The organism is Sphingomonas sp. 28-62-11 (assembly GCF_002278865.1).
Classification (GTDB): domain Bacteria; phylum Pseudomonadota; class Alphaproteobacteria; order Sphingomonadales; family Sphingomonadaceae; genus Sphingomonas.
Map to the genome: position 1 here is coordinate 1 of NZ_NCGB01000038.1, position 22471 is coordinate 22471.

The window sequence follows — 22471 nt, forward strand, 5'->3', positions numbered from 1 at the left end:
GATTGTCAGGGATTTGCCGTTCGAGCGCGGCATCGACCTATGTCATGAAACCGTGCGGATGTGGTGGAACAGGTTTGGGCGAATGTTCGCTGGCGACATTCGGTGGCAGCGTGTCAGCCGAATGCGGGGGCGTCGCCATTGGCACCTGGATGAGATGAACGTGACCCGACGGGCGGCGGAGCCAACCTGAACGGAGAGATGGTTTACCTCTGGCGGACCAACGATCAGAAAGGTGAGGTCCTCGAGAGCTACGTTACGAAAAAGCAATGCGAATCAGCAGCGCTCGGCTTCAAATTGCTTGGCCTGACAGGATCATTGGCTTCACTTTTTGCGCCACAAGCTGGCCCGCCGCTGTGCCTCGGCGATTTGCATGCGCGACATTTTGGATGCCACAAAATCGCGTGCCTTGGTCGCTTCACTTTTCAGCGTAGCATCCGTCGCCCGCGCCTGACTTAAAGTGAACCAAGTATAGGCCTGAGTATAATCTTTGGTCAGGCCTTTGCCATTCAACAACATGATACCCAAATTATATTGTGCATTGGCGTTGCCGCCATCCGACGCCTTAAGGTACCAAGCTGCAGCAGCGGCATCATCATTCGGCAGACCTTTACCTTCGGCATATAAAACGCCGAGATTATACTGAGCGTCGCCATCTCCTTGACCTGCCGCTTTGCGGAACCACTCTGCTGCAATCGAATAATCTTGGTTGACGCCTTTGCCGTTGGTGTAGATTAAGCCGAGGTTATATTGGGCGTTAACATAACCCTGTTCTGCAGCCTTGCCAAACCACATGGCTGCCGCAACATCATCCTTCGCCACACCCTGACCACCAACATACATCACGCCGAGGCTATACTGGGCAGCCGCGCTTCCTTGCTCGGCTGCCTTTCGAAACCAGCCCGCCGCTGCGGTTTGATCGCTGCGAACGCCGATGCCGTTGCTGTACGCAACGCCAAGATTATACTGTGCCGTAGCGTGCCCTTGATCGGCAGCCTGGCGGTACCAGCGAAGCGCTGCCGGGTAATCCTGTGCGACGCCCTGGCCTTTGGCGTACATCCTGCCGAGCTGATATTGCGCCTCAGCGTCACCTTGAGTTGCCATCAGCGTTAGCCGTGCGACGTCCTTTCGGGCGAAGGCGCTGGCCGGGTCCTCGGATGACGTCCCGGCTAGCGTCGGGCGCTTCTGCTGAACCGGCAAAGCCATTGCCAAGCCCGGATCAAAGCTTGTTACCAGAAGCGTACACGCCACCATGGATCGGTAAATCATGCGCATGATTTATGGCCTTTGCAGAAGCGAAGATCGCGGTCGATATTGATGGCGCTGGAGGGAGCGTGGCCTTGAACCGGCAGTGCCATCTTGATCGGGTGATCGCCCATAGGCTTTTGTTCTGCTCATCGCCACGCCACTACGCCGGCTGGTGGCAGATGCCGTTCGCCGATCAACACTTCGCCAACCGCGATGTCCGCCAGATCGATCGTATCGAGCCCATAGTTGAACGCAAAAGTCGCGCGCGCCGTGCGTCGCAGCCGAAGATCGTCGGGTAAATCGATCGTTTCCAGCCCGGCCTCTTTAGTCATTCGGCGGAACACCCGCGCAAGCAACGCCGCATCGGGCCAGGCCGCCAGATAGCGCAGCATGTCGCTGGCATAAACCACGCCACGCCCGTCGAGCAGCCTTTCCTCCGGCACCAACGCCGTTTCCACATGCTCGAACCAGCGGGCAATTTCGAAACCATCGCCCCGCTCGATCAGCCCCTCTCGCAGCGATTCGACGCGCGGGATGGTGACGGGGATCGCAGCGCGTAAATTGCCCGGCGGCAACCCCTCGGGAATCTGGAAATCCTCGGTGCGGCTGCCGCTGCGGGGGCCGAACAGGACGGGCATGCCGAGCGCCGCGAGCCGTGCGACAAAATCAGGCTCGAGGATCGGTAGCGACGGCGCGACGACCATTTTGTAGCCATCGAGCGGGGCATCGACGGGCAGGATATCGACGTCGAGCCCCAACCGCCGGAGCGCCGAGTACATCGCGAAGACGAGCTCCATGTAGCGAAAACTTCGGCCTTGCGGTTGCGCCTCGAACAGCCACGCCGCCTCATAGGAAAACAGCAACGCAACCGATTTGGGCGGTCGACCTAGCCCACCGATCACCGTCAGATCGCTTGCCGCCGCTCGCGCTTCATGCGCGCCCGCATCACCGACACTATCGGGGCGGAGCAGCCCGGCATGGTGCATTTCTTGCCCGAACGGTGCCTGCCGCCAGCGGAAATAGCTGACCAGTTCGGCCCCGTGCGCGGCCGCCTCCAGCGTCCAGAGCCGAACCATGCCGGGCAGCGGCGCGGGGTTGTGGGCGGCCCAATTTACCGGGCCGGGCTGCTGTTCCATCACCCACCAGCGCCCTTTCGCGCAGCCGCGATAGAGATCATGGTGGAAGGCGGCGATGTCAGGGTGGCCCTGCCGCGCGTAACGCAGCTTTTCCTCGCGGCTGAACCAGAATTGCTCGAGAAAGCCGATCGGATAGCTATCCCATGTCGCCACATCGAGATCGCGCGAGACGGCGTGGTGATCGAACTCGGTGAAGAAACCCATGTAATTGTGCACCACATCGCGCCCCGGCGATCCTGCGCGAATGATGTCGACCTGCGCGCGGTTGAAGCTGACGACCTCGTCCGAGGCGAAACGGCGGTAATCGAGGACGTGTGCCGGGTTAGGTTCGGTCACCGTCAGGTGCGGCGGATCGATTTCGGCGAAGGAGCGATATTCCTGACTCCAGAACACATTGCCCCAGGCAATGTTAAGCGCGGTTACATCAGGGTAGCGTCGCTCGAGCCAGCGGCGGAACCCTTGCGCCGCGCTGTTCGAATAGCTGACGATGGTATCGTGACAGCCATATTCGTTATCGGTCTGCCAAGCGACGATGCCGGGGTGGTCGCCATAGCGTTCGGCCAGCGCAGCCACGATGCGGCTGCACTCGCCGCGATAGCCGGGGTGCGAAAAGCAATAATGCCGCCGCGATCCGAAGCACCGCTCACGTCCCTGCGCATCGATCGCCAGCATGTCGGGCATCTTGTCGACCAGCCATTTCGGCGGGGTGGCGGTGGGGGTGCCAAGGATGATGCCGAGCCCGGCCCCGTGCAGCGTCTCGATCGCGCGGTCGAGCCAAGCCCAGTCGTACCGCCAAGGCTGCGGCTCGATCCGGCTCCACGCGAATTCGCCGATCCGCACGCGCGTGAGGCCCATCTCGACCATGCGGCGCGCATCTTCGGCCCAGATGTCCTCGGGCCAATGTTCGGGATAATAGCAGCAACCGAGGCGCATCATTGTCCAATGTCCAAGCGTTCGAGATAGACGAGATGGGCCGTCGCCGGGCGCGACAGCGGCAGGACCAACCCTGCCTCATCCAGCATCCGCCCGCTGAGCACCGTATCCGCGACATCGGTGAGCAGGAAGCGCAAATGGTAGCGCCGGTCAGGATCCAGCCCCGCAAAGCGCACCGGCGGCGTGTTGTAATCGCTGGCCATATCAGTGCGCGCAACCAGCGCGAGGATGCGACCTTCGTGTTCGACCATTGTGCCGAACAAGCCGGGATCGTCGAATGCGAGTTCGTTCAACGCGCCGTTGGTCAGTATGTCACGATACTGTTTATAGCAGGCGATGTGCGCGGCGAGCGTATCACGGTCGGCGTCGCTCATTGCCGCCGGATCGGCCTCTACCCCCATATGGCCGAACATCGCGACCTTGGCGCGAAACGCCATCGGCAGCATGCGACCGGTGATTGGATTAGGACTGGGGCCGACATGATTGCCCATCACTTCGGGCGGCAGGAACAGGCTCCACGCGCGGTTGATCCGCAGCCGATCGATTGCATCGTTATTGTCGCTCGGCCAGACGCGGTGGCAGCGGCTGAGTATAGCGTAATCGATCCGCCCGCCGCCGCTCGCGCAGCTCTCGATCTCGACCGTCGGATGCGCGGCGCGGAGCCGATCAATCAGCGCATACAGCGCCAATGTCTGCCGATGGCCCACACCGTCATTGGGGAAGAGATCGCGGTTATGATCCCATTTCAGGTACGCAATGCGGTGCGCCGACAGCAGGTTATCGAGAACACCGAACAAATATGCGTTCACTTCGGGTCGGGCGATATCAAGAACCAGCTGACGCCGCTGGGTCGGGCGATCCATGCCCGGTCGGTGGAGGCACCAATCGGGGTGTGCACGATAGAGATCGCTGTCGGGGCTGATCATTTCTGGCTCTACCCAAAGGCCAAAATCCATGCCGCGCGCCTCGACCTGCGCGATCAGTGGCGACAGCCCGTTCGGGAAACGCTGAGGATCGGGCGTCCAGTCGCCAAGGCTGGTCGTGTCGTTGCGGCGGCCGGTGAACCAGCCATCATCGACAACGAAGCGCTCGGCACCGATGGCATTGCCCGCTTCGGCCAATCGGACCAAGCGGGCTTCGTCCATGTCGAACGCCACCGCTTCCCAGCTGTTCAGATGGACCCGGCGTACCGGCCAGTCGGCGCGACCGGGGAGCACGTCGCCGCGCAGATGCGCGTGCATGGCTTGCCGCACCGCGTTGCGACCGCCGTTGATGACCGCGAATACCGCTTCGGGCGTGGTAAAGCTCGCGCCGGGTGCCAGCACGATCTCACCCGGATCAAGCCGCGCGGCCATCTGAACAATCGCCTTATCTGCATCGCGTTCGATCACCGTTTCGTGATCCCCGCTCCACGCCAGGTGCATCGCAATGCCGTGCCCGTGATTGGCGCCAAACCCAGCTTCATGTGCGATAAGCCAGTTCGCCCCGCCAAAGCCGGGCCGCCCCCCGCGCGATTCACCCCCGCTGCGGCCATACGGCATGGCCGCGGTCGCCTCCTGCGTTTCCGCCGCCCAGCGCCCGTGAAACCGGGTTGCATGCGTTGCCCAGCCCGGCAGCGGCAGTGCCAGGCTGGCTATCCGATCAACAGCCAGCGGCGTATCACCAAGATTGACGATGGTCGCAGACGCGCGGACGACGTCGCCCGCAGCGATCCGCCACTCGATCGCAAGGCGGACGCCAGCCACCACATCTTCCAGCACGAAATGCGCCGATCGATCGGCAGCCAGTGACCCAGAGCCGCTCACCAGATCGAGCACCAGCGCTTCATTCCTCCGGCGAAGCGCCATTGCGGGCAGTCCCAGATATCCGCGCCCCGCCTGCGGCCAGATCGTTGCGAGCCGGGGCACATCGGGCTGCGATCCGTGTCGTCGTGGGCGGACCGCCCGTTGTAACGAACCGAGATCTTCGTCGTCAGGAAGCTTGCCGCCAATGTACAGCAGCGACGGCGGCTCACCGGCCTCTGCACCGAACACAAGGGTGATTGCGGTACCGTCGATGCGGTGCGGACTCTCCATGCGGCAACCCTTGCCATGCTCGCGCTTGCACGCAAGGTGCGACCGCCTATGGTCGTCGGAAAATTCGGGGGAGAGCAAGCAACATGGCGTTGAACAGCGGCATCCAGATGGGTGTGGCAATCCTTTTGCTCGCCGCCATTGGTCTTGCGACCTGGCTGAAAGTGCGCCGCGCGCGGCATGATGGCAGTGAGAAGGACGTCTATCTGGCGGGCGGGGGCCTCAGCTGGGTGTTCGTCGCGGGGTCGATCACGCTCACCAACCTCTCGACCGATCAGCTGGTCGGCATGAACGGCAACCAGATGCTGCTGCTGGCGTGGTGGGAGATTTCGGGCTTTATCGGGCTGCTGATCCTCGCCTGCGTGTTCGTGCCGATTTACTATCGCAACGAATGCACCACGGTGACCGAGCTGCTCGATCGCCGCTATCAGGGCGACACGCGCAACGTCCGCACGCTGATTTCGGCGCTGTTCCTGTTCGGCAATATCCTGATCTACCTGCCTGCTGGGCTCTATAGCGGCGCGCTGTTTCTTGAGTCTCTGTTCGGGGGCGGCATTCCGCTGATCCTGTTTGCCATCATCCTCGCCGTGATCAGCGCTGCCTATACGATGATGGGCGGGCTTCGCGCGGTTGCGGTAATGGACACCTATTCGGGTTTTGGCGTGCTCGCGATTGCCGTGCTGATCGTCGTGCTGGCGCTGGCGGCGGTGCAATATGATCTGTTCGGCGGTGTGCCCGCCGAGCGGACATCGATGATCGGCGGTGCGGATTCGCCGATCCCGTTCCACACATTGTTCACGGGCATGATCTTCATCCAAATCTTTTACTGGTCGACGAACCAGAACATCACGCAAAAAGCGATGACCGCGCCGACCGTGCGCGAGGCGCAGAAGGGTGTGCTCGCGGCGGCGGCGATCCGCATCATGATCATCCCGATCATTGTAACGGTGCCGGGCGTCGTTGCGTTCAAACTGATCGGCGATGTCGGCGATAAGGCATACGGCCTGCTGGTGGCGCAAGTGTTGCCTGGCTGGCTCTCGGGCGCGTTCGCCGCGATGATCGCCGCTGCCGTGATCGCGCATACCAGCGCGGTGTTGAATTCCACCGTCGCGCTCTATGCGGTCGATTTCCACAAGCCGTTCATCGGCGCGGTGCGCGATAACTGGCGGTTGAGCAGCATCACTACGGTGATCGTCACCATTTCCTCGATCGCGTTGGTGCCAATGTACCAGAATGCGCAGAGCATCATCAATTTGCTGCAGCAATTGAACGGCCTGTCATCGATGCCGATCCTGTCGGCATTCATCGTTGGGCTGATGTTCCGCGGCGTGGGGGCGAGTGCGGCGACCGCGGGCGTGGTGTGGGGCGTGGCGCTCTACGCGCTCTATTCGTTCGGGCTGCAACCGGCGGGGATCGTGACGATGCATTACATCGATTTTATGGTCGTCACGCTGGTGAGTTCGGTGCTGTTCGCGCTGGCCTATAACCGGGTCGTTCTGGGCCGGACGGCACAGTTCATCAGCTGGCGGCGCGCGGCGGCGTGAGCACGCCGCCCGATCAACCCCATCGGCGGCGCAATCCGCTAAACGGGCGCTGGGTGCTGGTGTCGCCGCACCGGTTGGCGCGACCGTGGCAGGGGCAGGAGGATACAGCTGACCCGCCGGCACCGTCCTATGATCCGGACTGTTACCTGTGCCCCGGCAATGCGCGCGCAGGTGGGCAGCGGAACCCCGATTATGTCGGCACCTTTGCGTTCGACAATGATTTCGCCGCCGTGCTGCCTGATACGCCTGACAGCGCCAGCGATGACCCGCTGTTCGCCGCCGCCAGCACGCGCGGCATGGCGCGCGTGATATGCTATTCGCCCGATCATGCGCTGACGATGCCGCAATTGAGCCACGCAGCGGTGCGCGGGATCGTCGATTGCTGGGCGGACGAGAGCGCGCGGCTGGGGGCCACCTATCGATCAGTACAGGTCTTCGAGAACAAGGGCGCGATGATGGGCTGTTCGAACCCGCACCCGCACGGGCAGATATGGGCGACGGCGCATCTGCCGGACGAGGCGGCCACCGAGGACGGCACCCAGCGCACCTATCGGGCGCAGCACGGCCGCCCGATGCTGCTCGATCTCGCGATGCGCGAGGCCGGCGGCGAGCGGAAGGTCGCCGGTAACGCCGATTGGCTGTCGATCGTGCCCTGGTGGGCAAGCTGGCCGTTCGAAACGCTGCTACTGCCGCGCTTTGCGGTGGCGCGGATGCCCGACCTTTCGCCAGACCAACGCGATAGCCTAGCCGATATCCTGCGGCGACTTACCGCACGCTATGACAACTTGTTCGCCACGCGCTTTCCCTATTCGATGGGCTGGCACGGCGCGCCCTTTGGCGATGCCGATATCGGCCATTGGCAGCTCCACGCGCATTTTTATCCGCCGCTGCTGCGCTCCGCGAGCGTCCGCAAGTTCATGGTCGGCTATGAAATGATGGCCGAACCGCAGCGCGACCTGACGCCCGAAGCCGCCGCCGCGATGCTGCGCGCGGCGCCGGATGTGCTGGCATGACGGGGCCGGTTGAGCGCGCGACCGCCGCCTATCAGGCGGCTTATGGCGAGGCGCCTGCGCGCATCGCCTACGCCCCCGGCCGGGTGAACCTGATCGGCGAACATACCGATTATAATGACGGCTTCGTGCTCCCTTGCGCTATTGACCGAGGCACGGCGGTAGCGATCGGGGACGCGGCGGATGCGATGGTCAGCGTCACCAGCGCTGATTATAGCGAGGCGGACCGTTTCGATCCCAACGCCCCGTTCGAGGCCGCCCCGGGCTGGCGCACGCATGTTCGCTCAATCGCCGCCGTATTTCGGGTGCGGGGGCTTGCCATCGGCGGCGCAAAGATCGCGATTGCGGGCGATGTGCCACAGGGGGCCGGACTGTCATCGTCAGCGTCGCTTGGCGTCGCTCTGGCAGCGGCGTTTGATCGCGAACAGCGGCTCGACCCAACCGCACTCGCGCTGATCGCGCAGGCGGCGGAGAATGATTTCGTCGGCTGCGCCTGCGGCAATATGGATCAGCTGATTGCCGCGCACGGCCAGGCGGGGGCCGCGCTGTTGATCGATTGCCGCTCGCTCGCCACCCGTCCGGTGTCGCTGCCCGAGGATATGGCGGTCTTGATCGTGCATTCGGGGATCACACGCGGATTGGTCGATAGCGCGTACAACGAACGCCGCTCCGCGTGCGAAGCAGTGGCCGCGCATCTGGGCGTCGCGGCGCTACGCGATATCGATTTGGCGATACTCGAAGCCGCTAAGACAGCCCTTGATCCGGTTGCCTATCGTCGCGCGCGGCATGTGGTGACCGAGAATGCCAGAACGCTCGTCATGGCGAATGCGATGCCAGCCAGCGATTGGGCGAAGATCGGCAGGCTGATGGCCGACTCCCAAGCGTCAATGCGCGATGATTTCGAGATTACGACGCCGGAAATCGATGCGCTGGTCGCAAGACTTGCCGCAGCGACTAGCGGCCTTGGCGGTGCGCGGATGACCGGCGGCGGCTTTGGCGGCTGCGTTGTCGCGCTGGCGCGGCGAGACCGGATAGCGCCGCTTCAAGCAGCAGCGCTCGACCATTTTTCCGCTGTTGGCCGCACACCCGGCCTGATTCACGCCTGCCGTCCGAGTGCAGGGCTCAAGGTCATCGGCGCCTAACCCAAAACTTGTCGCCTGAACGGCATTTCCCTATCGTTCGGCCGGTGATCCATCCCCTTCCCTTTTGGCCAGGAGCGCGTCGGCAATGATCGCCCCCGGTGCTGTCTATCTTGCCATTCGGCTAGGATGTTTCGCCGGCGTGCTGGTGCTGATGGCCACGCTCGAGCGATTGCGACCGCGTCGGACCCAAATCATCGCGCGAGTCCAGCGCTGGCCGGGCAATCTGGCGCTGATCGTCATCGACAGTATCGCAGCGCGGCTGGTGCTGGCGGCAGCGGCGATCGCGGTAGCGGCGCTCTCACAGACGCAAGGCTGGGGGGTACTGGGGTTGCTGGCGCTGCCGGACTGGGTCGAAATAGGGCTGGCGATCATGCTGCTCGATCTGGTGATCTATGGCCAGCATGTCGCATTTCATGCAGTGCCGTGGCTGTGGCGAATTCACCGGATGCACCATAGCGACCCCGAGATCGACGTCACGACGGCGCTGCGCTTTCATCCTGTGGAGATCATCCTGTCCTTGGCAATCAAGGGGGCGGCGATTGCGGCGATCGGCGCATCGCCGCTGGCGGTGCTGATCTTCGAAGTGTTGCTGAACGCAACCGCCATGTTCAACCACAGCAATATCGCCCTGCCGCTATGGCTCGATGCATTGCTGCGGCGGGTGCTGGTGACGCCCGATATGCACCGAGTGCATCATTCGGTGGAGCGCGCCGAGACCAACAGCAATTTCGGGTTCAACCTACCCTGGTGGGACTGGCTTTTCGACACCTACCGCGCGCAGCCCGCCGCGGGGCACCAAGGCATGACGATCGGTCTGGAAGAATTTCGCGGCGAGCGTGATCAACGGATCGACCAATTGCTGGTTCAACCGTTAAGGGGGACCAGCATCAAAGGAGCAGATCATGGATGAAGCCCTCTCCCCCTCCTCGGCACCCGCCGCGTCCGCCAGCAAAGCTAGTGGCCTTGCACGTTTGGCGTTGGGGTTGAGCGCGGGGGGTTTCGTCGCGGCGATCATCGGCGCGGCGGGCACGGGATCGGGCAGTTTCAGCTTCAAGATCGGCTTACTGCTCCTCGTCATCGGCTTTTTGATGAGCGCGGTGGGCGGTCTGATCGCCATCATCGCGTTCGTTCTCGGGTGGCGCAAGGGTGCCGCAAACGGGCGGACCGTGGCGATCGCGCTGGCGATTTCGGTGCTGTTCGGCGGCTATTTCGCCATGCAGTTGTCTGCCGCCACATCGGTGCCGCCGATTCACGACGTCTCGACCGATCTGGCGGATGTACCTCAGTTTACAACCCTGCCGGTACGTCAAGATAACTTCTCAAACGTGCCCGGCGAGGGCGATGCGGCCTATGCGGGGATGGACCCGGTGAACCGCTGGAAGGCGATTCATGCCAAGGGCTATGGCGATATCGCCACACTCCATCTGCCGCTCGACACCGCCAAGGCGATGGATCGCGCGACCCGGCTGGTGCAGCAGCGCGGCTGGGCGATCGCCAAGGTCGATGCCGCCAGCGGCACAATCGAGGCGACCGATACCTCGCTTTTCTTCCGCTTCAAGGATGACGTGGTCGTCCGCGTGCGGCCCGATCGTTCCGCCGCCGGCGGCGCGATTGTCGACATGCGCTCGATCAGCCGGGTGGGTGAGAGCGATATCGGGGTGAATGCCAAGCGCATCCGCGCCTTTCTGGCCGATATGAAGAAGGAGTAGCTTAGCCGCGCGGGCGCAGCACCTGCCGAGCAGCTAAGGTCCGCTGCACCACGGTCAACAGGCACATGGCGGAAAAGATGCTCGCCAGCAGCGGAAAGGCGCTGGGCCAGAGGCACATGGCGAGGAAAAAGGCGATCGTTTCGCCCCCTTCGGCGACGCCGGTGTTGTAGAAGAAGCTTTTCTCGCCATGCGCTGTCGTCTCCAGCCCGCGCTGTGCGGCGAGCACCGCAAAGGCGAGGAAGCTGATGCCGGTTACGGTAAAACACGCGACCAAAATCAGCGCGAAGGGCAGGTTCACCGGATCGGCCAGCCCAAATCCCACGGGGACGGCGGCGTAAAAGGCAAAATCGCAGACGATGTCGAGATAGCCGCCGAAATCGGTCTTGGCGGTGGCGCGCGCCACGGCCCCGTCCAGTCCATCGAGCAACCGGCTGGCGATCACCAGCAACAGCCCCGTCCAGAATTGTTGCCCCGCAATCGCGATCGCGCCGCCGATCCCGATGGCAGCACCCGACAGCGTGATCTGGTTGGCCGAGATCCCGGCGCGCGCGATTCCCCGCCCCATCGCATTAAGGGGTGGATCGATGAACGGGCGAACGCGGGCGTCGAACATCGCTCTAGCTAAAGGTGACCAGGCCGATCACGGCCCCGGTCATCGCCGATGCGGCATTGCCCGCAATCCAGGATTTGAACCCCAATGCTGACACTTCCGCTCGCCGCGCCGGGCACAAGGTGCCGATCGTCGATACCAGCAAGCCGATGCTGGCCAGATTGGCAACGCCGCACAGTGCATAGGTCATGATCACTTTGCTGCGCGGATCGAAGGTATCGGGCGGCAGTGCGGCGAGATCGAGATAGGCGACATATTCGTTCAGGATCGTCTTGGTGCCCATCAACCCACCCGCCGCACCTGCCTGATCCCACGGAATGCCAAGCGTCCACATCAGCGGCGCAAACAGCCAGCCAAAGGTCCGCCGCAGGGTGACCGGCGCACCATCCACCAGCGGGATCACGCTCAACATCTGATCGACCAGCGATACCAGCGCGAACACCACGATGATCACCGCGATCACCGCCAGAAACAGCTGGAGCCCCTCCATCGTACCACGGATGATGGCATCGATGCTGCTGTCGTAATGGAGTTCGGGCTCGTCCGACGTTCTGGGCGTTTCGTCCCCGCCCGGCACCATCATCCGGGCGATCAAAAGGGCAGCGGGCAGCGCAATCAACGATGCAGCGATCATGTGGCTGGCGGCGTTGGGGACCGATTTGGACAGCGTCTGCGCATAGAGGATCAGGATCGCGCCCGAGATCGTCGCCATCGTCAGCACCATGATGGCGAACAGTTCGGAACGGGTCATCCGTTCGAACTGCCCGCGCAGCACCAGCGGCGCTTCGACCACACCAAGAAAGATGTTCGCGCCCGCCCCGAAGCCGACAACACCGCTGACGCCTAGCGTGCGCTGCAACGCCCAGGACAAGCCTTTCACGATCAGGCTCAATATCCGCCAGTGCCACAGCAACGCCGAAAGTGCCGAAAACACGATCACCAACGGCAAGATCTGAAAGGCGATAACCACCGGTGGTGCCGCGCCGGGGGCCAGCGCGAACGGCAAGGGTGCGCCACCAAGATAGCCGAACATATAGCTCGATCCGACTTTGGTGGCGGTCTCGACCGCTGTCACGGCGTTATTGACGAGGCCGATCGCATCCCAGATCACCGGAACGCGCACCACCACGACGGCGATACCGATCTGCATCGCCAGCGCGCCCGCGATCCAGCGCCAGCCGGGCACCGCGCGGCGATCCTCTGACAATGCCCAGGCGAGCCCCAGCAACAGGGCGATCCCGATCAGCCCCTGAAAATGCGCCAGCCCGTCAATCACACGCTAATCCGATCAGAACTTCCATGAGGCGCCGAACTGGAACTGCCGCGGCGGGCCGGCGTTGCGCTGCACGAACGGTGCGCCGCCACCGAACTGCACCTGATTGGAGGTGCTGGCGGCGTTGGCGAAGCCCGACAGGTTATTGGCATTGAACAGGTTGAACACATCGGCGCTGAATTCGATCGCACCGATCGGCAGCCCCAAAGCATAACGCACGCCGAGATCGACCTGAGTCGACCAGGGCAGCCGCCCGGTATTGCGGCCGACGCCGGGATAACGATCCGAATTACCGACAAAGGCTTCGCCGAAAGACTGGCCATCGCCGTTTAGGTCCTGCGTCCCGAAGATGCTGGCATCCGGAATGAAGTTGATCGGCTGCCCCGACTGGAACAGCCCCGCCGCCGTGACCGTCAGCCCCTTGGCAGGGAACAGCGACCCGACCGCCGAGATCACGTGCCGCCGGTCATTCGCCGAGGCCCCGAAGTCAGCCGCAAAGTTGTTCGAGTTGGACGCGCGAAAGTTCAGATCGTCGGTATCGTTGCGGAGCCGCGACAGTGTGTAGGACAGCCGGAACGCATAGATATCGTCTCCCGGCAGCTTGTTGAGCTGAACGTTCAGCGCGGCATAGGTCGATCGACCGGCGGTTTCGGAAACCGTGATCTGCCGACCGCCGCCGGGTACCAGCGCCACCGGCCGGGTCGCGTCCGCCGCAGCCTGGGTCCGCACGAGCCCCAGCTGCGATGCCCGCGTGATTCGCGATGCATTGTCCGGCAAGGCGCGCAGCATCGCGATGTTCGCTGCCGTCAGATTGGCGAGGTTAGGGGTAAACGGTGCTGGCGCGTTCAGGTCGCGCAGCCGCAGCAGATTGTACGACCGGTTGTAGATCAGATCGACCGCGATCGAGAAGCTGCTGCTCGCCTGATATTGATAGCCTCCGCTGAATTGCAAGCTGTACGGGTTGTCATAGCCGTTCGGATTCAGGATGCGGACCTCGTTAATCGTCGCGGTGTTGCGGAGCGCCTGGACGGCGGCAGCCGATGGGCACGCACTGACCGTGGCGCACACTGGCGAAACGGTAAGGTTGCCGTCAAATGTCAACGGGGCCAGCGATACCCCCGCCGGGATGATGCCGCGCGCCTGCAACTGCCCCAGCTGCCCGACAAGTGCTGCCGACGTGGTGTTGCGCTGCAGCGCGTCCGAAATCACCGTGTAGGGGATCTTGCCATAGAACAGGCCCGCGCCGAACCGGATCGCCGATCGCGCATTGGGTTTGTAGTTCAGCGACAGGCGGGGCGCGATATTGTCAGCGTCGCCACCGCCGCCGCCCTGCTCGGTCAGCGAATCATAATCCCAACGCACGCCGAGCGTTGCCGTCAGCTTCTGGCCGATCTGCCATTCATCTTCGACATAAAGCGCCCCGAGCGTCTGCCCGGTGCCAAAGCTTTGCGGGCGCAGCTCGACCGAGTAATCGAGGACACGCGGGTTCAGGCTAAGCACATCGGCAGCGCCGAGCGTCGTGCCGAGATTGCGGGCACGCAGCGCTGTGATCTGCGCTGGGGTCAGCTCTACCGTGAAATTGCCATCGACATTGCCGCCGCCCAGCAGGGCAAAATCGGAATGGATCAAATCGCCACCCACTGAAACGCGGTGATCGCCAAAGCGCCGCTGGAGCTTCTGGCGGGTCTGCCACGTCTCCTCCAGATCATCGAAGACAAAGCCGGGATGGCCAACGACGCCCACCGTCAGCCCGGTCTGATCACGGATCGCCACCTGCGGGCTTGGGCCATTCTTCGCGGTGCCATAATTCCAACGAAAGCGGCTGTACTGGAGTGCGCCTTCATAGGTCCAGACATCGCCCGAATAGGTGGTCGACAGTGCGAGCAGCGTTGATTTGCGATCCTGGGTCGAACCTGCCGACGGAAAGCCGACATTGCCGCCGCCCAGCCCGCCGCCGGGCCGATCGATCGAGATATCACCAAAATTGCCACGCAGCGCGACGCTCCAGTCGTCAGTGAGTCGGTGATCAATCCGGATCGAGCCCAAGTAAAATAGGTTCGTTCCAGTAACATTACCCACCGCGCCCAGCACCGGCGCGTCAATGACATTGGTGTTGATGTCGCGCGTATATTCGAAATTGGCGGCGAAGAAGGTCTTGTCCTTTACCAGCGCACCACTGATCGATCCGCCGCCCTGATAGCGTTCGAAGCTTTCGCCGACCGGATTGCCGCTCAAATCACGACGCGGAAAGGGTGAGGACGCATCGATCGGGCGACCGGGCCGGATCAGGGTATAGGCTTCGCCGTGCAGGTCGTTGGTACCCGACGGGGTGGTATAATTGACGATGCCGTTGGCAGTGCGCCCGAACGCGACCGAATAATTGTTGGTCAGCACCGTCACTTCGCGGGTAAAGCCCAACGGCACTGTGAACTTCAGCCCGCCCAGGAAATTCTCGTTATTGTCGAGCCCGTCGATCAGATAGTTGGTGAACAGGCCATTCGCGCCGTTGATCGACACCACCGGCGCTTCGGGGAAGAACCCGGTCGAAGGAACAACGTTCGGCAACCGGATCAGCGCGGTCACCACATCGCGCGCCTCGATTGGCAAAGCGCGGAGCGTTTCGGCGGGCAACGATGCAGAAATCTCGGCGTTGACCGTATTGATTCCCGTCACGGTGCGGCGACCGGTAACAACCAGATCCTTGCTGGCCGCGCCGCCGACCGCCAGCGTGATCCCGCGGACGAAATCGGTGCGCAGTACGACGCCGTCGGTGGCTTGCGCTTCATAATCGCTGCCCGCGGCGACCGCGATCCGGTACCGCCCGCCCGTCGTGAGCCCGTCGATACGAACCTTACCATTATCATCGGTTGTCAGCACGCGGGACAGGCCGACATCGGGGTTCTCGATCGTCACCTGGGCCGAGCTGACCGGCGCGCCGCCATCGGCGCGCACGATCGTGATCTGCAACCCGGCCTGTTGCGCCATCACGGGCGCGGGTGCCGCCAGCACGGTCACTGCAGCCATGCCCAGCCAATGGTGTCGATTCAACGTCATAAAACCTCAGCTGCCGGACTGATCTGAAGGAAATCGGCATGGCGCCCCCCGGCGGACCATGTGGAGATCGGCATAGCTTGCTTGCGCCGTCCCGCCAGTGTTATCGGTATCGGTGGCGAGCGCGATCAGTGTCATCCGCCCAGCGGTCGTGCCGAACTGGCTCTGCATATCGGCCAGCACATCGCGGCGCTCGTTCACCCAATTGCCCGCCTGAGCGTTGCCCGACTGGACGACCACCATCCGGGCGCGATCGGTATAAGCGTTGGGCGCGATCGTGCCGATAGCGGCCTTGTTGTCCCACACGTAATTGAGCGCACCATCTGGCAGCAACTTGCCGAATTTTGCGCGGCCAAGCGCGAGCTTCATCCGCGTGCCGAACGACAGGCTGGATCGCGGCAATGTGAGCCCCACCAACACGCGGGCAGCCTGATCATCGCCATTCTTGGTGCGGATGTCGCCCTTGTCGATCACCCCGGCGACCCGCCAGCGCCAGCACAGCACCGGCGTCTGTGCCAGCGCGACATCAACGTCGCGCACGAACAACGCCTGGCTGCGATCGGCGCGTGCCTCAATCGCGGCAATGCCCCCGCTGCGGACCAGCCGGTACCGGGTCATCGGTACCTTTTTGTCGATCGCCATGGTCGTCCAGCCATCCGTGCCCGAGCCGAACAGGCCAATCGGCACGCTCTCCGGATCAGCAGGCGCAGGTTCAGCACGGGCGGGCGCAAACGCCATCGGCAGCATCGCAAGATACGGCAACGCCACCACCGCGATCAGCCCGCGCGACCAGCGCCGCTTTGCCATTTTGAACAATTGCCAGGCCAGAAACAGGCCAAGTGCGGCTTCAACCACCATCACCTGGCCACCAAAATTGGCGCGATCATAATAGGATATGGGCGAAACGAACTTCCAGCTTGATAGCGGCCAAAACTGCATATGGGCGTCTTCACGGTGGCAGAGAAAATCGATAATCGCATGCGTCAATCCGGCGGCGGCCATGGCAACAGAGATTTCGGGCCAGCGGACGGTTGGCCAATGCCGCCGCGCTGCGACAGCAAATACGAGCGCCAGCGGCCAAAGGATGAGGCTGTGGCTCAACCCATTGATATGTTGCCACCAGGGCTGAAAATAATCGTAGTTGAAGATCTGCTGTCCCGGGCGGCCTGCCAGCATCAATATCGCAACGATGGCAATCATCGGCAGATCGGGCAGCATCCCGGCGACCGCACCCGCCGTCATCAGCCCGGAATCGCGCTTACCGAAGAAATAGGCGCCGATCAGCGCATGGGTTTGAGTCTGCACGTTATGCTGCTGGCCGATGGAACGAAACGAACGTGATCATGCGGCCTTGTTGAGCTGCCAATCATAGTCGAGATAGCTGATGGTGAGTTTCCCACTGCGGGCGCCCTCCGCCGCCGCTGGGCTGAGGCCGATGCTGTCGGCATACAAGGCAAAGAACGCGGGCAACGTCTTTGCGCCGCGCCAGCCCTTTTCGAAATCGCCGCGATACCATTTGAAGATCATCGACACGGCAACCCCGCTTCCCTGCACGCGGTTGCGGGTGCGGTCGCTCAGGAATCCGCGTGCGGCCGCATCGAGCTGCGGATCGAGCGTCGTTCCGCGAAATGCCGCGCGGCTAAGTGCTGGGCAGCCAATGCTCGCGCAATTGACGGCAAAATGGATGCGCGGATCATTATAGCGCCCGCTGCCCCGGATCAGCCCGTGTTCGATATCGTCGAGCGACACCGTCTTACCGAGGAGGGTGACAAATGGTTTGGCCCAGGGCCCCTGGAAGAGCGTGCCCAGTTCACGGATCGACTTGACCTTAGGGTAGCCGGTCAGGATCAGTTCCACCGTCGCGGCGTTATAAACGTTGATCAAAAAGGCGAGCTGCTCGGGCTTGGCCCAGCCGTCAAACGTCGCGCGGCTCACCTTGCCGGTGCTCGCCAGATAAGCGGTCAGCGCCGCCCGGTCGCGCGCCATGCCATCATAGCGCACCTGCGACGCCGCCCCGCCGCGCACCATCACAACGTGGCGCTTCAGCAGCGCATCCCATTGGCCGTGATCAAAGGTCTGCGCCTTCGCCGCCAGGGGCGCGAACAACATCAGCAATGCGAGCACCAATTTCATCACAGGCTACCCCCTCATCCAGGCGTGATACCGCCCCAACCAGCGCAAGATGCCTTGCGGCGCGTTTGCGCGTTTCCATTCTCCTGCCGCATATTTGTTGGCTTCGGCAAGCGTTGGATAGGTGTGAATCGTCCCGAGCAGCTTGTTCAGCCCCAGCCCGTGCTTCATCGCCAGCACATATTCGGCCAGCAAATCCCCGGCATGTTCGCCCACAATCGTCACGCCCAGGATCTTGTCCTTGCCCGGCGGCGTCAGCACCTTGACGAAGCCGGTGGTGGCGCTATCGGCGATGGCGCGGTCGAGTTCGTGGAGCGGATAGGTGGTGACTTCAACCGCGATCTTTTGTTCCTTCGCCTCGGCCTCGCTCAGGCCGACGCGCGCTACTTCAGGATCGGTGAAGGTCGTCCAGGGGATCACCCGGTAATCCGCCTTGAACTTGCGGAAGCGGCCGAACAGCGCGTTGACGGCAGCGAACCATGCCTGATGCGCAGCGACATGGGTGAACTGGTACGGCCCGGCAACGTCACCCGCTGCATAAATATTAGGGTAGATCGTTTGCAGATACTCGTTGGTGATCACCGTCTTGCCCGTCTCGATCCCCAGCGCCTCCAGCCCATAGCCGGTGAGCCGCGCGACACGCCCAACCGCGACGATCAGGAAGTCGAAGCCGATCTCCGCCTCCGCTCCCTCGGCCTCGACCATCAGAAACTGGCCCGCCTCGCGCCGTTCGCAGCGCACCGCGCGCGTGCCCGTCCGCAAATCGATCCCCTCGTCGCGGAACCGCGCCGCGATGAGCGTGGACACGTCTTCATCTTCGCGCGCCATGATCCTTGCCGATTGCTCGACCTGGGTGACATGCGATCCCAACCGCGCAAAGCTCTGCGCCAATTCGCAGCCGATCGGCCCGCCGCCGAGCACCACGATCCGCTTGGGCAAGGCATCAAGCGTGGAAAACCGATCCCACATCGTATCGCTGGTCACGTAGTCCACGCTGTCGAGCCCCGGAATCGGCGGCACGAAGGGCGATCCGCCTGCGGCAATCACGATTGACCGGGTGGTGAGCGTTTGATCGATGCCGTGATTGCCCTTGATCGCCACCGTCCAAGGATCGACGATCGTCGCATAGCCTTGCACCACTTCCACCCCGAGCCCGGTATAGCGCTCAACGCTGTCATGCGGCTCGATATCGGTGATCACTTGCCGGATGCGCGCCATAACGGCGGGGAAAGGCACCACAGGCTCGGAATCGGCCAAGCCGTAATGGCTCGCATGGCGGGTCTGGTGCGCGAGCTTGGCGCTGCGGATCAGCGCCTTGCTGGGCACGCACCCGAAATTCAGGCAATCGCCGCCCATCTTATGCGCTTCGACCAGCGTCACCTTGGCCTTCACCGTCGCGGCGATATAGGCGGACACCAGTCCACCCGCGCCTGCACCGATCACCACCATATTGCGATCGAACTGCTTGGGTTTGGTCCATTTCGCGTAGAGCCGCCGCGTCTTCACCCAGCCGACCACGGCGCGTGCGATCCAGGGGAAAATGCCGAGCGCCACGAACGAACCGAGCAGCGCGGGCGAGGCAATGCCCGCGAGCGACTCAATCTGGGCCAGCTGCGTGCCGGCATTCACGAACACCACTGTTCCAGCCAACATGCCGATCTGGCTGACCAGATAGAATGTGCCCGAGCGGATCGCCGTCAGCCCCATCAGCAGGTTGATCAGGAAAAACGGAAAGGCGGGCACCAGTCGCAAGGTGAACAGATAGAAGGCCCCATCGCGCGCCACCCCGCTATCAATCGCGCGCAACCGATCGCCAAAGCGCGCGCGCACGACATCACGGAACAGATAGCGTGAGGCAAAAAACGCCAGGGTCGCGCCGATCGACGACGCGAACGAAACGATCACGGTGCCTGCCACCAGCCCGAACATCGCGCCTGCCGCAAGCGTCAATATCGCCGCGCCGGGCAACGACGCGCCGGTAACGACGACATAGATCAGGAAGAACGTGGCAATCACTTCGACCGGCGACTGACAGTAGAATGCGGCAAAGTCGCTCTGGCGCGCCTTCAGCGCATCAAGCGTCAGATATTGGCCCAGGTCGAAATAGAAAAAAGCGAAGGCGATCGCGGCAAGCGGAATCAGAATCAGCAATCGCTTCATGAACCGCCCCCATGCGTGGTCGGTGTCAGGCGTTAGTGCATTGTCGCTCCGGTTGCCATTCCTGTCTGAAGGCCGCACGTAGATAAGACGATATCATCTTATTTGGCAGCCCGCGCCCGCATTCAGCTGGTGGCACCTAGCTTTGCCTCACTCCTCGCCACCGACCGAGAAGGTCGCTGACCTGCTCCCCAGAATTCATGCCATTGCTAAGTTAGCTCGTCAGATGAAGACGAGAGATGCGGTGAGGCCGATTTACCGAGGATCAGATTATTGGGGCACTGCGCGAGCATGAGCCTCGTGTGACGACGCCGGACCTGTGCCGCAAGCACGGGATCAACGATGCGACCTTTTACAACTGGAAGTCGAATTACGGCGGGCTGACGGTGTCCGAGGCTGCACGGTTGCATGCGCTCAGCTCGGCACCGAGCGCGACATTGGATCGCATGCTGCCGCAGGAGATTGCGCATATACCCGATCTGACGGAACGGTTTTTCGATGCCGGGCCCGCGCAATGCCGCCGCCGCCTTGCCGGGCTACTTGAAGAAATGCGTGCTGCGGGCAACGTGGCATTCGAGGATTGCGGCCTCGCCGCCGATAACCTCGTCGCCTTGTGGAAGGGATTTTTCGATGTTGAACTGAAATTCGGCGTTCGCCATTCGATGTCCAGCAATGACATCGAACAGCGCGTATCCCGCGGCACAGCGGTGTTCCGCAGCGCCTATCGTCCCTAAACTGAAGCGCTAATCGAACACCAGCCACGCTCCCGGATCGACCACGCCACCCAGCAGCAGGTTGCCGCGCCGCGCAACCGCGATAAAGAGGCGAACATCACAATCCATTGCTGCGTTCATGGCGGTAGCGGATGCACATCAAGCGAATGGCTTGCGCGATGGGCTACAGCAATGGTGACCGGAAATCGAACGAGGACTATTCATGCGCATCATCGATCATCATATCGCCGGACCCGCCGGTGCCACAGCCACCCGTTTTGGCGATGTGTTCGATCCCAATAGCGGCGACGTGCAGGCACAGGTGCCGCTTGGCACGCAGGCCGATCTTGATCGCGCGATCGCGGCAGCACAGGCGGCACAGCCCGGCTGGGCGGCGACCAACCCCCAGCGCCGGGCGCGGGTGATGTTCGAATTCAAGCGGCTCGTAGAAGCCAATATCGATGAACTCGCCCGCCTGCTCTCGGCCGAACACGGCAAGGTGGTGGCCGATGCGCGCGGCGATGTGCAGCGCGGGCTCGACGTGATCGAATTCGCGTGCGGCGTGCCGCATCTGCTGAAGGGCGAGTACACCCAAGGAGCCGGGCCGGGCATCGACGTCTATTCGATGCGGCTGCCGCTGGGCATCGGCGCGGGCATTACCCCGTTCAACTTCCCCGCGATGATCCCGATGTGGATGTTCGGCGTCGCGATTGCATGCGGCAATGCCTTTATCCTGAAGCCATCGGAGCGCGACCCGTCGGTGCCGGTGCGGCTGGCCCAATTGATGGAAGAAGCGGGCGCGCCGGCAGGCATCCTGCAGGTCGTGCACGGCGACAAGGAAATGGTCGACGCGATCCTCGATCATCCCGCGATCAGCGCGGTCAGCTTCGTCGGATCGTCGGACATCGCGCATTATGTTTACCGCCAGGGCGTCGCAGCGGGCAAGCGCGTGCAGGCGATGGGCGGGGCCAAGAACCACGGCGTGGTGATGCCCGATGCCGATCTCGATCAGGTGGTTGCCGAGCTTTCGGGCGCAGCCTTCGGGTCGGCAGGCGAACGCTGCATGGCGCTGCCTGTGGTGGTGCCGGTGGGCGACAAGACCGCTGCGGCTTTGCGCGAAAAGCTGCTGCCCGCGATTGCCAAGCTGCGGATCGGCGTGTCGAGCGACAAGGATGCTGATTACGGCCCAGTGGTGAATGCTGCCCACCGCACACGGGTCGAAAACTGGATTCAAACGGGCGTCGACGAAGGTGCTGAACTTGTCGTCGACGGGCGTGGTTTCGTGCTGCAGGGACATGAAAAGGGCTTCTTCATCGGCCCGTCGCTATTCGATCACGTCAAGCCGACGATGGAAAGCTACAAGGAGGAAATCTTCGGCCCCGTGCTCCAGATCGTCCGCGCAGCGGATTTCGAGGAAGCCGTTTCGCTCCCCAGCCAGCACCAGTACGGCAACGGCGTCGCGATCTTCACCCGTAACGGCCACGCCGCCCGCGAATTTGCGGCACGGGTGAATGTCGGGATGGTCGGCATCAACGTGCCGATCCCGGTACCGGTCGCCTACCACACCTTCGGCGGGTGGAAGCGCAGTGCGTTCGGCGACACTAACCAGCACGGCCCCGAAGGCATCAAATTCTGGACCAAGATCAAGACGATCACCCAGCGCTGGCCCGATGGATCGCCTGATGGCGGAAACGCCTTTGTCATCCCGACCATGGGGTGAAGCGACGCCCGATTTCACCCGCTTCA

15 protein-coding genes and 1 pseudogene are annotated in these 22471 nt (G+C 62.8%); 7 read left to right on the forward strand and 9 right to left on the reverse strand.

Going from position 1 to position 22471, the window contains the following annotated elements:
* Positions 1-321 precede the first annotated feature (321 nt).
* The 3 genes from B7Y49_RS12275 to B7Y49_RS12285 form a co-directional block, all read right to left on the reverse strand.
* Positions 322-1272, reverse strand: a complete 951-nt coding sequence (locus B7Y49_RS12275) for an SEL1-like repeat protein (RefSeq protein ID WP_374127886.1) — start codon at positions 1270-1272, stop codon at positions 322-324.
* 119 nt (positions 1273-1391) lie between these two features.
* Complete coding sequence (locus B7Y49_RS12280; protein ID WP_374127887.1) at positions 1392-3317, reverse strand: beta-galactosidase; 1926 nt, start codon at positions 3315-3317, stop codon at positions 1392-1394.
* Positions 3314-5389, reverse strand: a complete 2076-nt coding sequence (locus tag B7Y49_RS12285; protein ID WP_374127888.1) for an alpha-galactosidase — start codon at positions 5387-5389, stop codon at positions 3314-3316. The genes B7Y49_RS12280 and B7Y49_RS12285 overlap by 4 nt, the downstream gene beginning before the upstream one ends.
* An 83-nt stretch (positions 5390-5472) precedes the next feature.
* On the opposite strand from B7Y49_RS12285, the gene B7Y49_RS12290 reads away from it, so the two are divergent.
* The 5 genes from B7Y49_RS12290 (at position 5473) to B7Y49_RS12310 (ending at position 10791) form a co-directional block, all read left to right on the forward strand.
* On the forward strand, positions 5473-6930 hold the full coding sequence (locus B7Y49_RS12290) for an SLC5 family protein (protein WP_374127889.1): 1458 nt from the start codon (positions 5473-5475) through the stop codon (positions 6928-6930).
* Entirely contained in the window at positions 6927-7943 is a 1017-nt protein-coding gene (locus B7Y49_RS12295; RefSeq protein WP_374127890.1) for a galactose-1-phosphate uridylyltransferase, read from the forward strand. The genes B7Y49_RS12290 and B7Y49_RS12295 overlap by 4 nt, the downstream gene beginning before the upstream one ends.
* Positions 7940-9082: a galactokinase gene (gene galK / locus B7Y49_RS12300; protein WP_374127891.1), complete on the forward strand. Its 1143-nt coding sequence runs from the start codon at positions 7940-7942 to the stop codon at positions 9080-9082. Before B7Y49_RS12295 ends, galK begins: the two co-directional genes overlap by 4 nt.
* Before the next feature lie 85 nt (positions 9083-9167).
* Positions 9168-9992 carry a sterol desaturase family protein gene (locus B7Y49_RS12305; protein ID WP_374127892.1) on the forward strand — a complete coding sequence of 275 codons (825 nt, stop codon included), beginning with the start codon at positions 9168-9170 and terminating at the stop codon, positions 9990-9992.
* The gene (locus B7Y49_RS12310; RefSeq protein ID WP_374127893.1) at positions 9985-10791 is read left to right on the forward strand and encodes a DUF1499 domain-containing protein; all 807 of its coding nucleotides are present in this window, start codon (positions 9985-9987) and stop codon (positions 10789-10791) included. Before B7Y49_RS12305 ends, B7Y49_RS12310 begins: the two co-directional genes overlap by 8 nt.
* A 1-nt stretch (position 10792) precedes the next feature.
* On the opposite strand, the gene B7Y49_RS12315 is transcribed toward B7Y49_RS12310, so the two are convergent.
* From B7Y49_RS12315 to B7Y49_RS12340, 6 genes are read right to left on the reverse strand one after another with little or no spacing between them, the layout of a single operon-like run.
* Positions 10793-11404, reverse strand: coding sequence for a CDP-alcohol phosphatidyltransferase family protein (locus tag B7Y49_RS12315; protein WP_374127894.1), 612 nt, complete (start codon positions 11402-11404; stop codon positions 10793-10795).
* Positions 11405-11408: 4 nt separating this feature from the next.
* A complete protein-coding gene (locus tag B7Y49_RS12320; protein ID WP_374127895.1) occupies positions 11409-12677 on the reverse strand; it encodes a NupC/NupG family nucleoside CNT transporter in 1269 nt (422 codons plus the stop codon).
* 12 nt (positions 12678-12689) lie between these two features.
* Complete coding sequence (locus B7Y49_RS12325; protein ID WP_374127896.1) at positions 12690-15698, reverse strand: TonB-dependent receptor domain-containing protein; 3009 nt, start codon at positions 15696-15698, stop codon at positions 12690-12692.
* 36 nt (positions 15699-15734) lie between these two features.
* Entirely contained in the window at positions 15735-17030 is a 1296-nt protein-coding gene (locus tag B7Y49_RS12330; protein ID WP_374127897.1) for a DUF3047 domain-containing protein, read from the reverse strand.
* Between the two features lie 36 nt (positions 17031-17066).
* Positions 17067-17858 (reverse strand): DUF547 domain-containing protein, encoded by a 792-nt coding sequence (locus B7Y49_RS12335; RefSeq protein WP_374127898.1) that lies wholly within the window; start codon positions 17856-17858, stop codon positions 17067-17069.
* A gap of 6 nt (positions 17859-17864) precedes the next feature.
* Positions 17865-20015: an FAD-dependent oxidoreductase gene (locus B7Y49_RS12340; protein ID WP_374127899.1), complete on the reverse strand. Its 2151-nt coding sequence runs from the start codon at positions 20013-20015 to the stop codon at positions 17865-17867.
* Positions 20016-20275: 260 nt separating this feature from the next.
* Between B7Y49_RS12340 and B7Y49_RS12345 the strand changes: the two are divergent.
* Together B7Y49_RS12345 and B7Y49_RS12350 are read left to right on the forward strand one after the other, a co-directional pair.
* Positions 20276-20746 (forward strand): annotated as a pseudogene (locus B7Y49_RS12345) (TetR/AcrR family transcriptional regulator C-terminal domain-containing protein); the annotation flags it as partial.
* Between the two features lie 202 nt (positions 20747-20948).
* A complete protein-coding gene (locus B7Y49_RS12350) occupies positions 20949-22445 on the forward strand; it encodes a CoA-acylating methylmalonate-semialdehyde dehydrogenase (protein WP_374127900.1) in 1497 nt (498 codons plus the stop codon).
* The last annotated feature ends 26 nt before the right edge of the window (positions 22446-22471 follow it).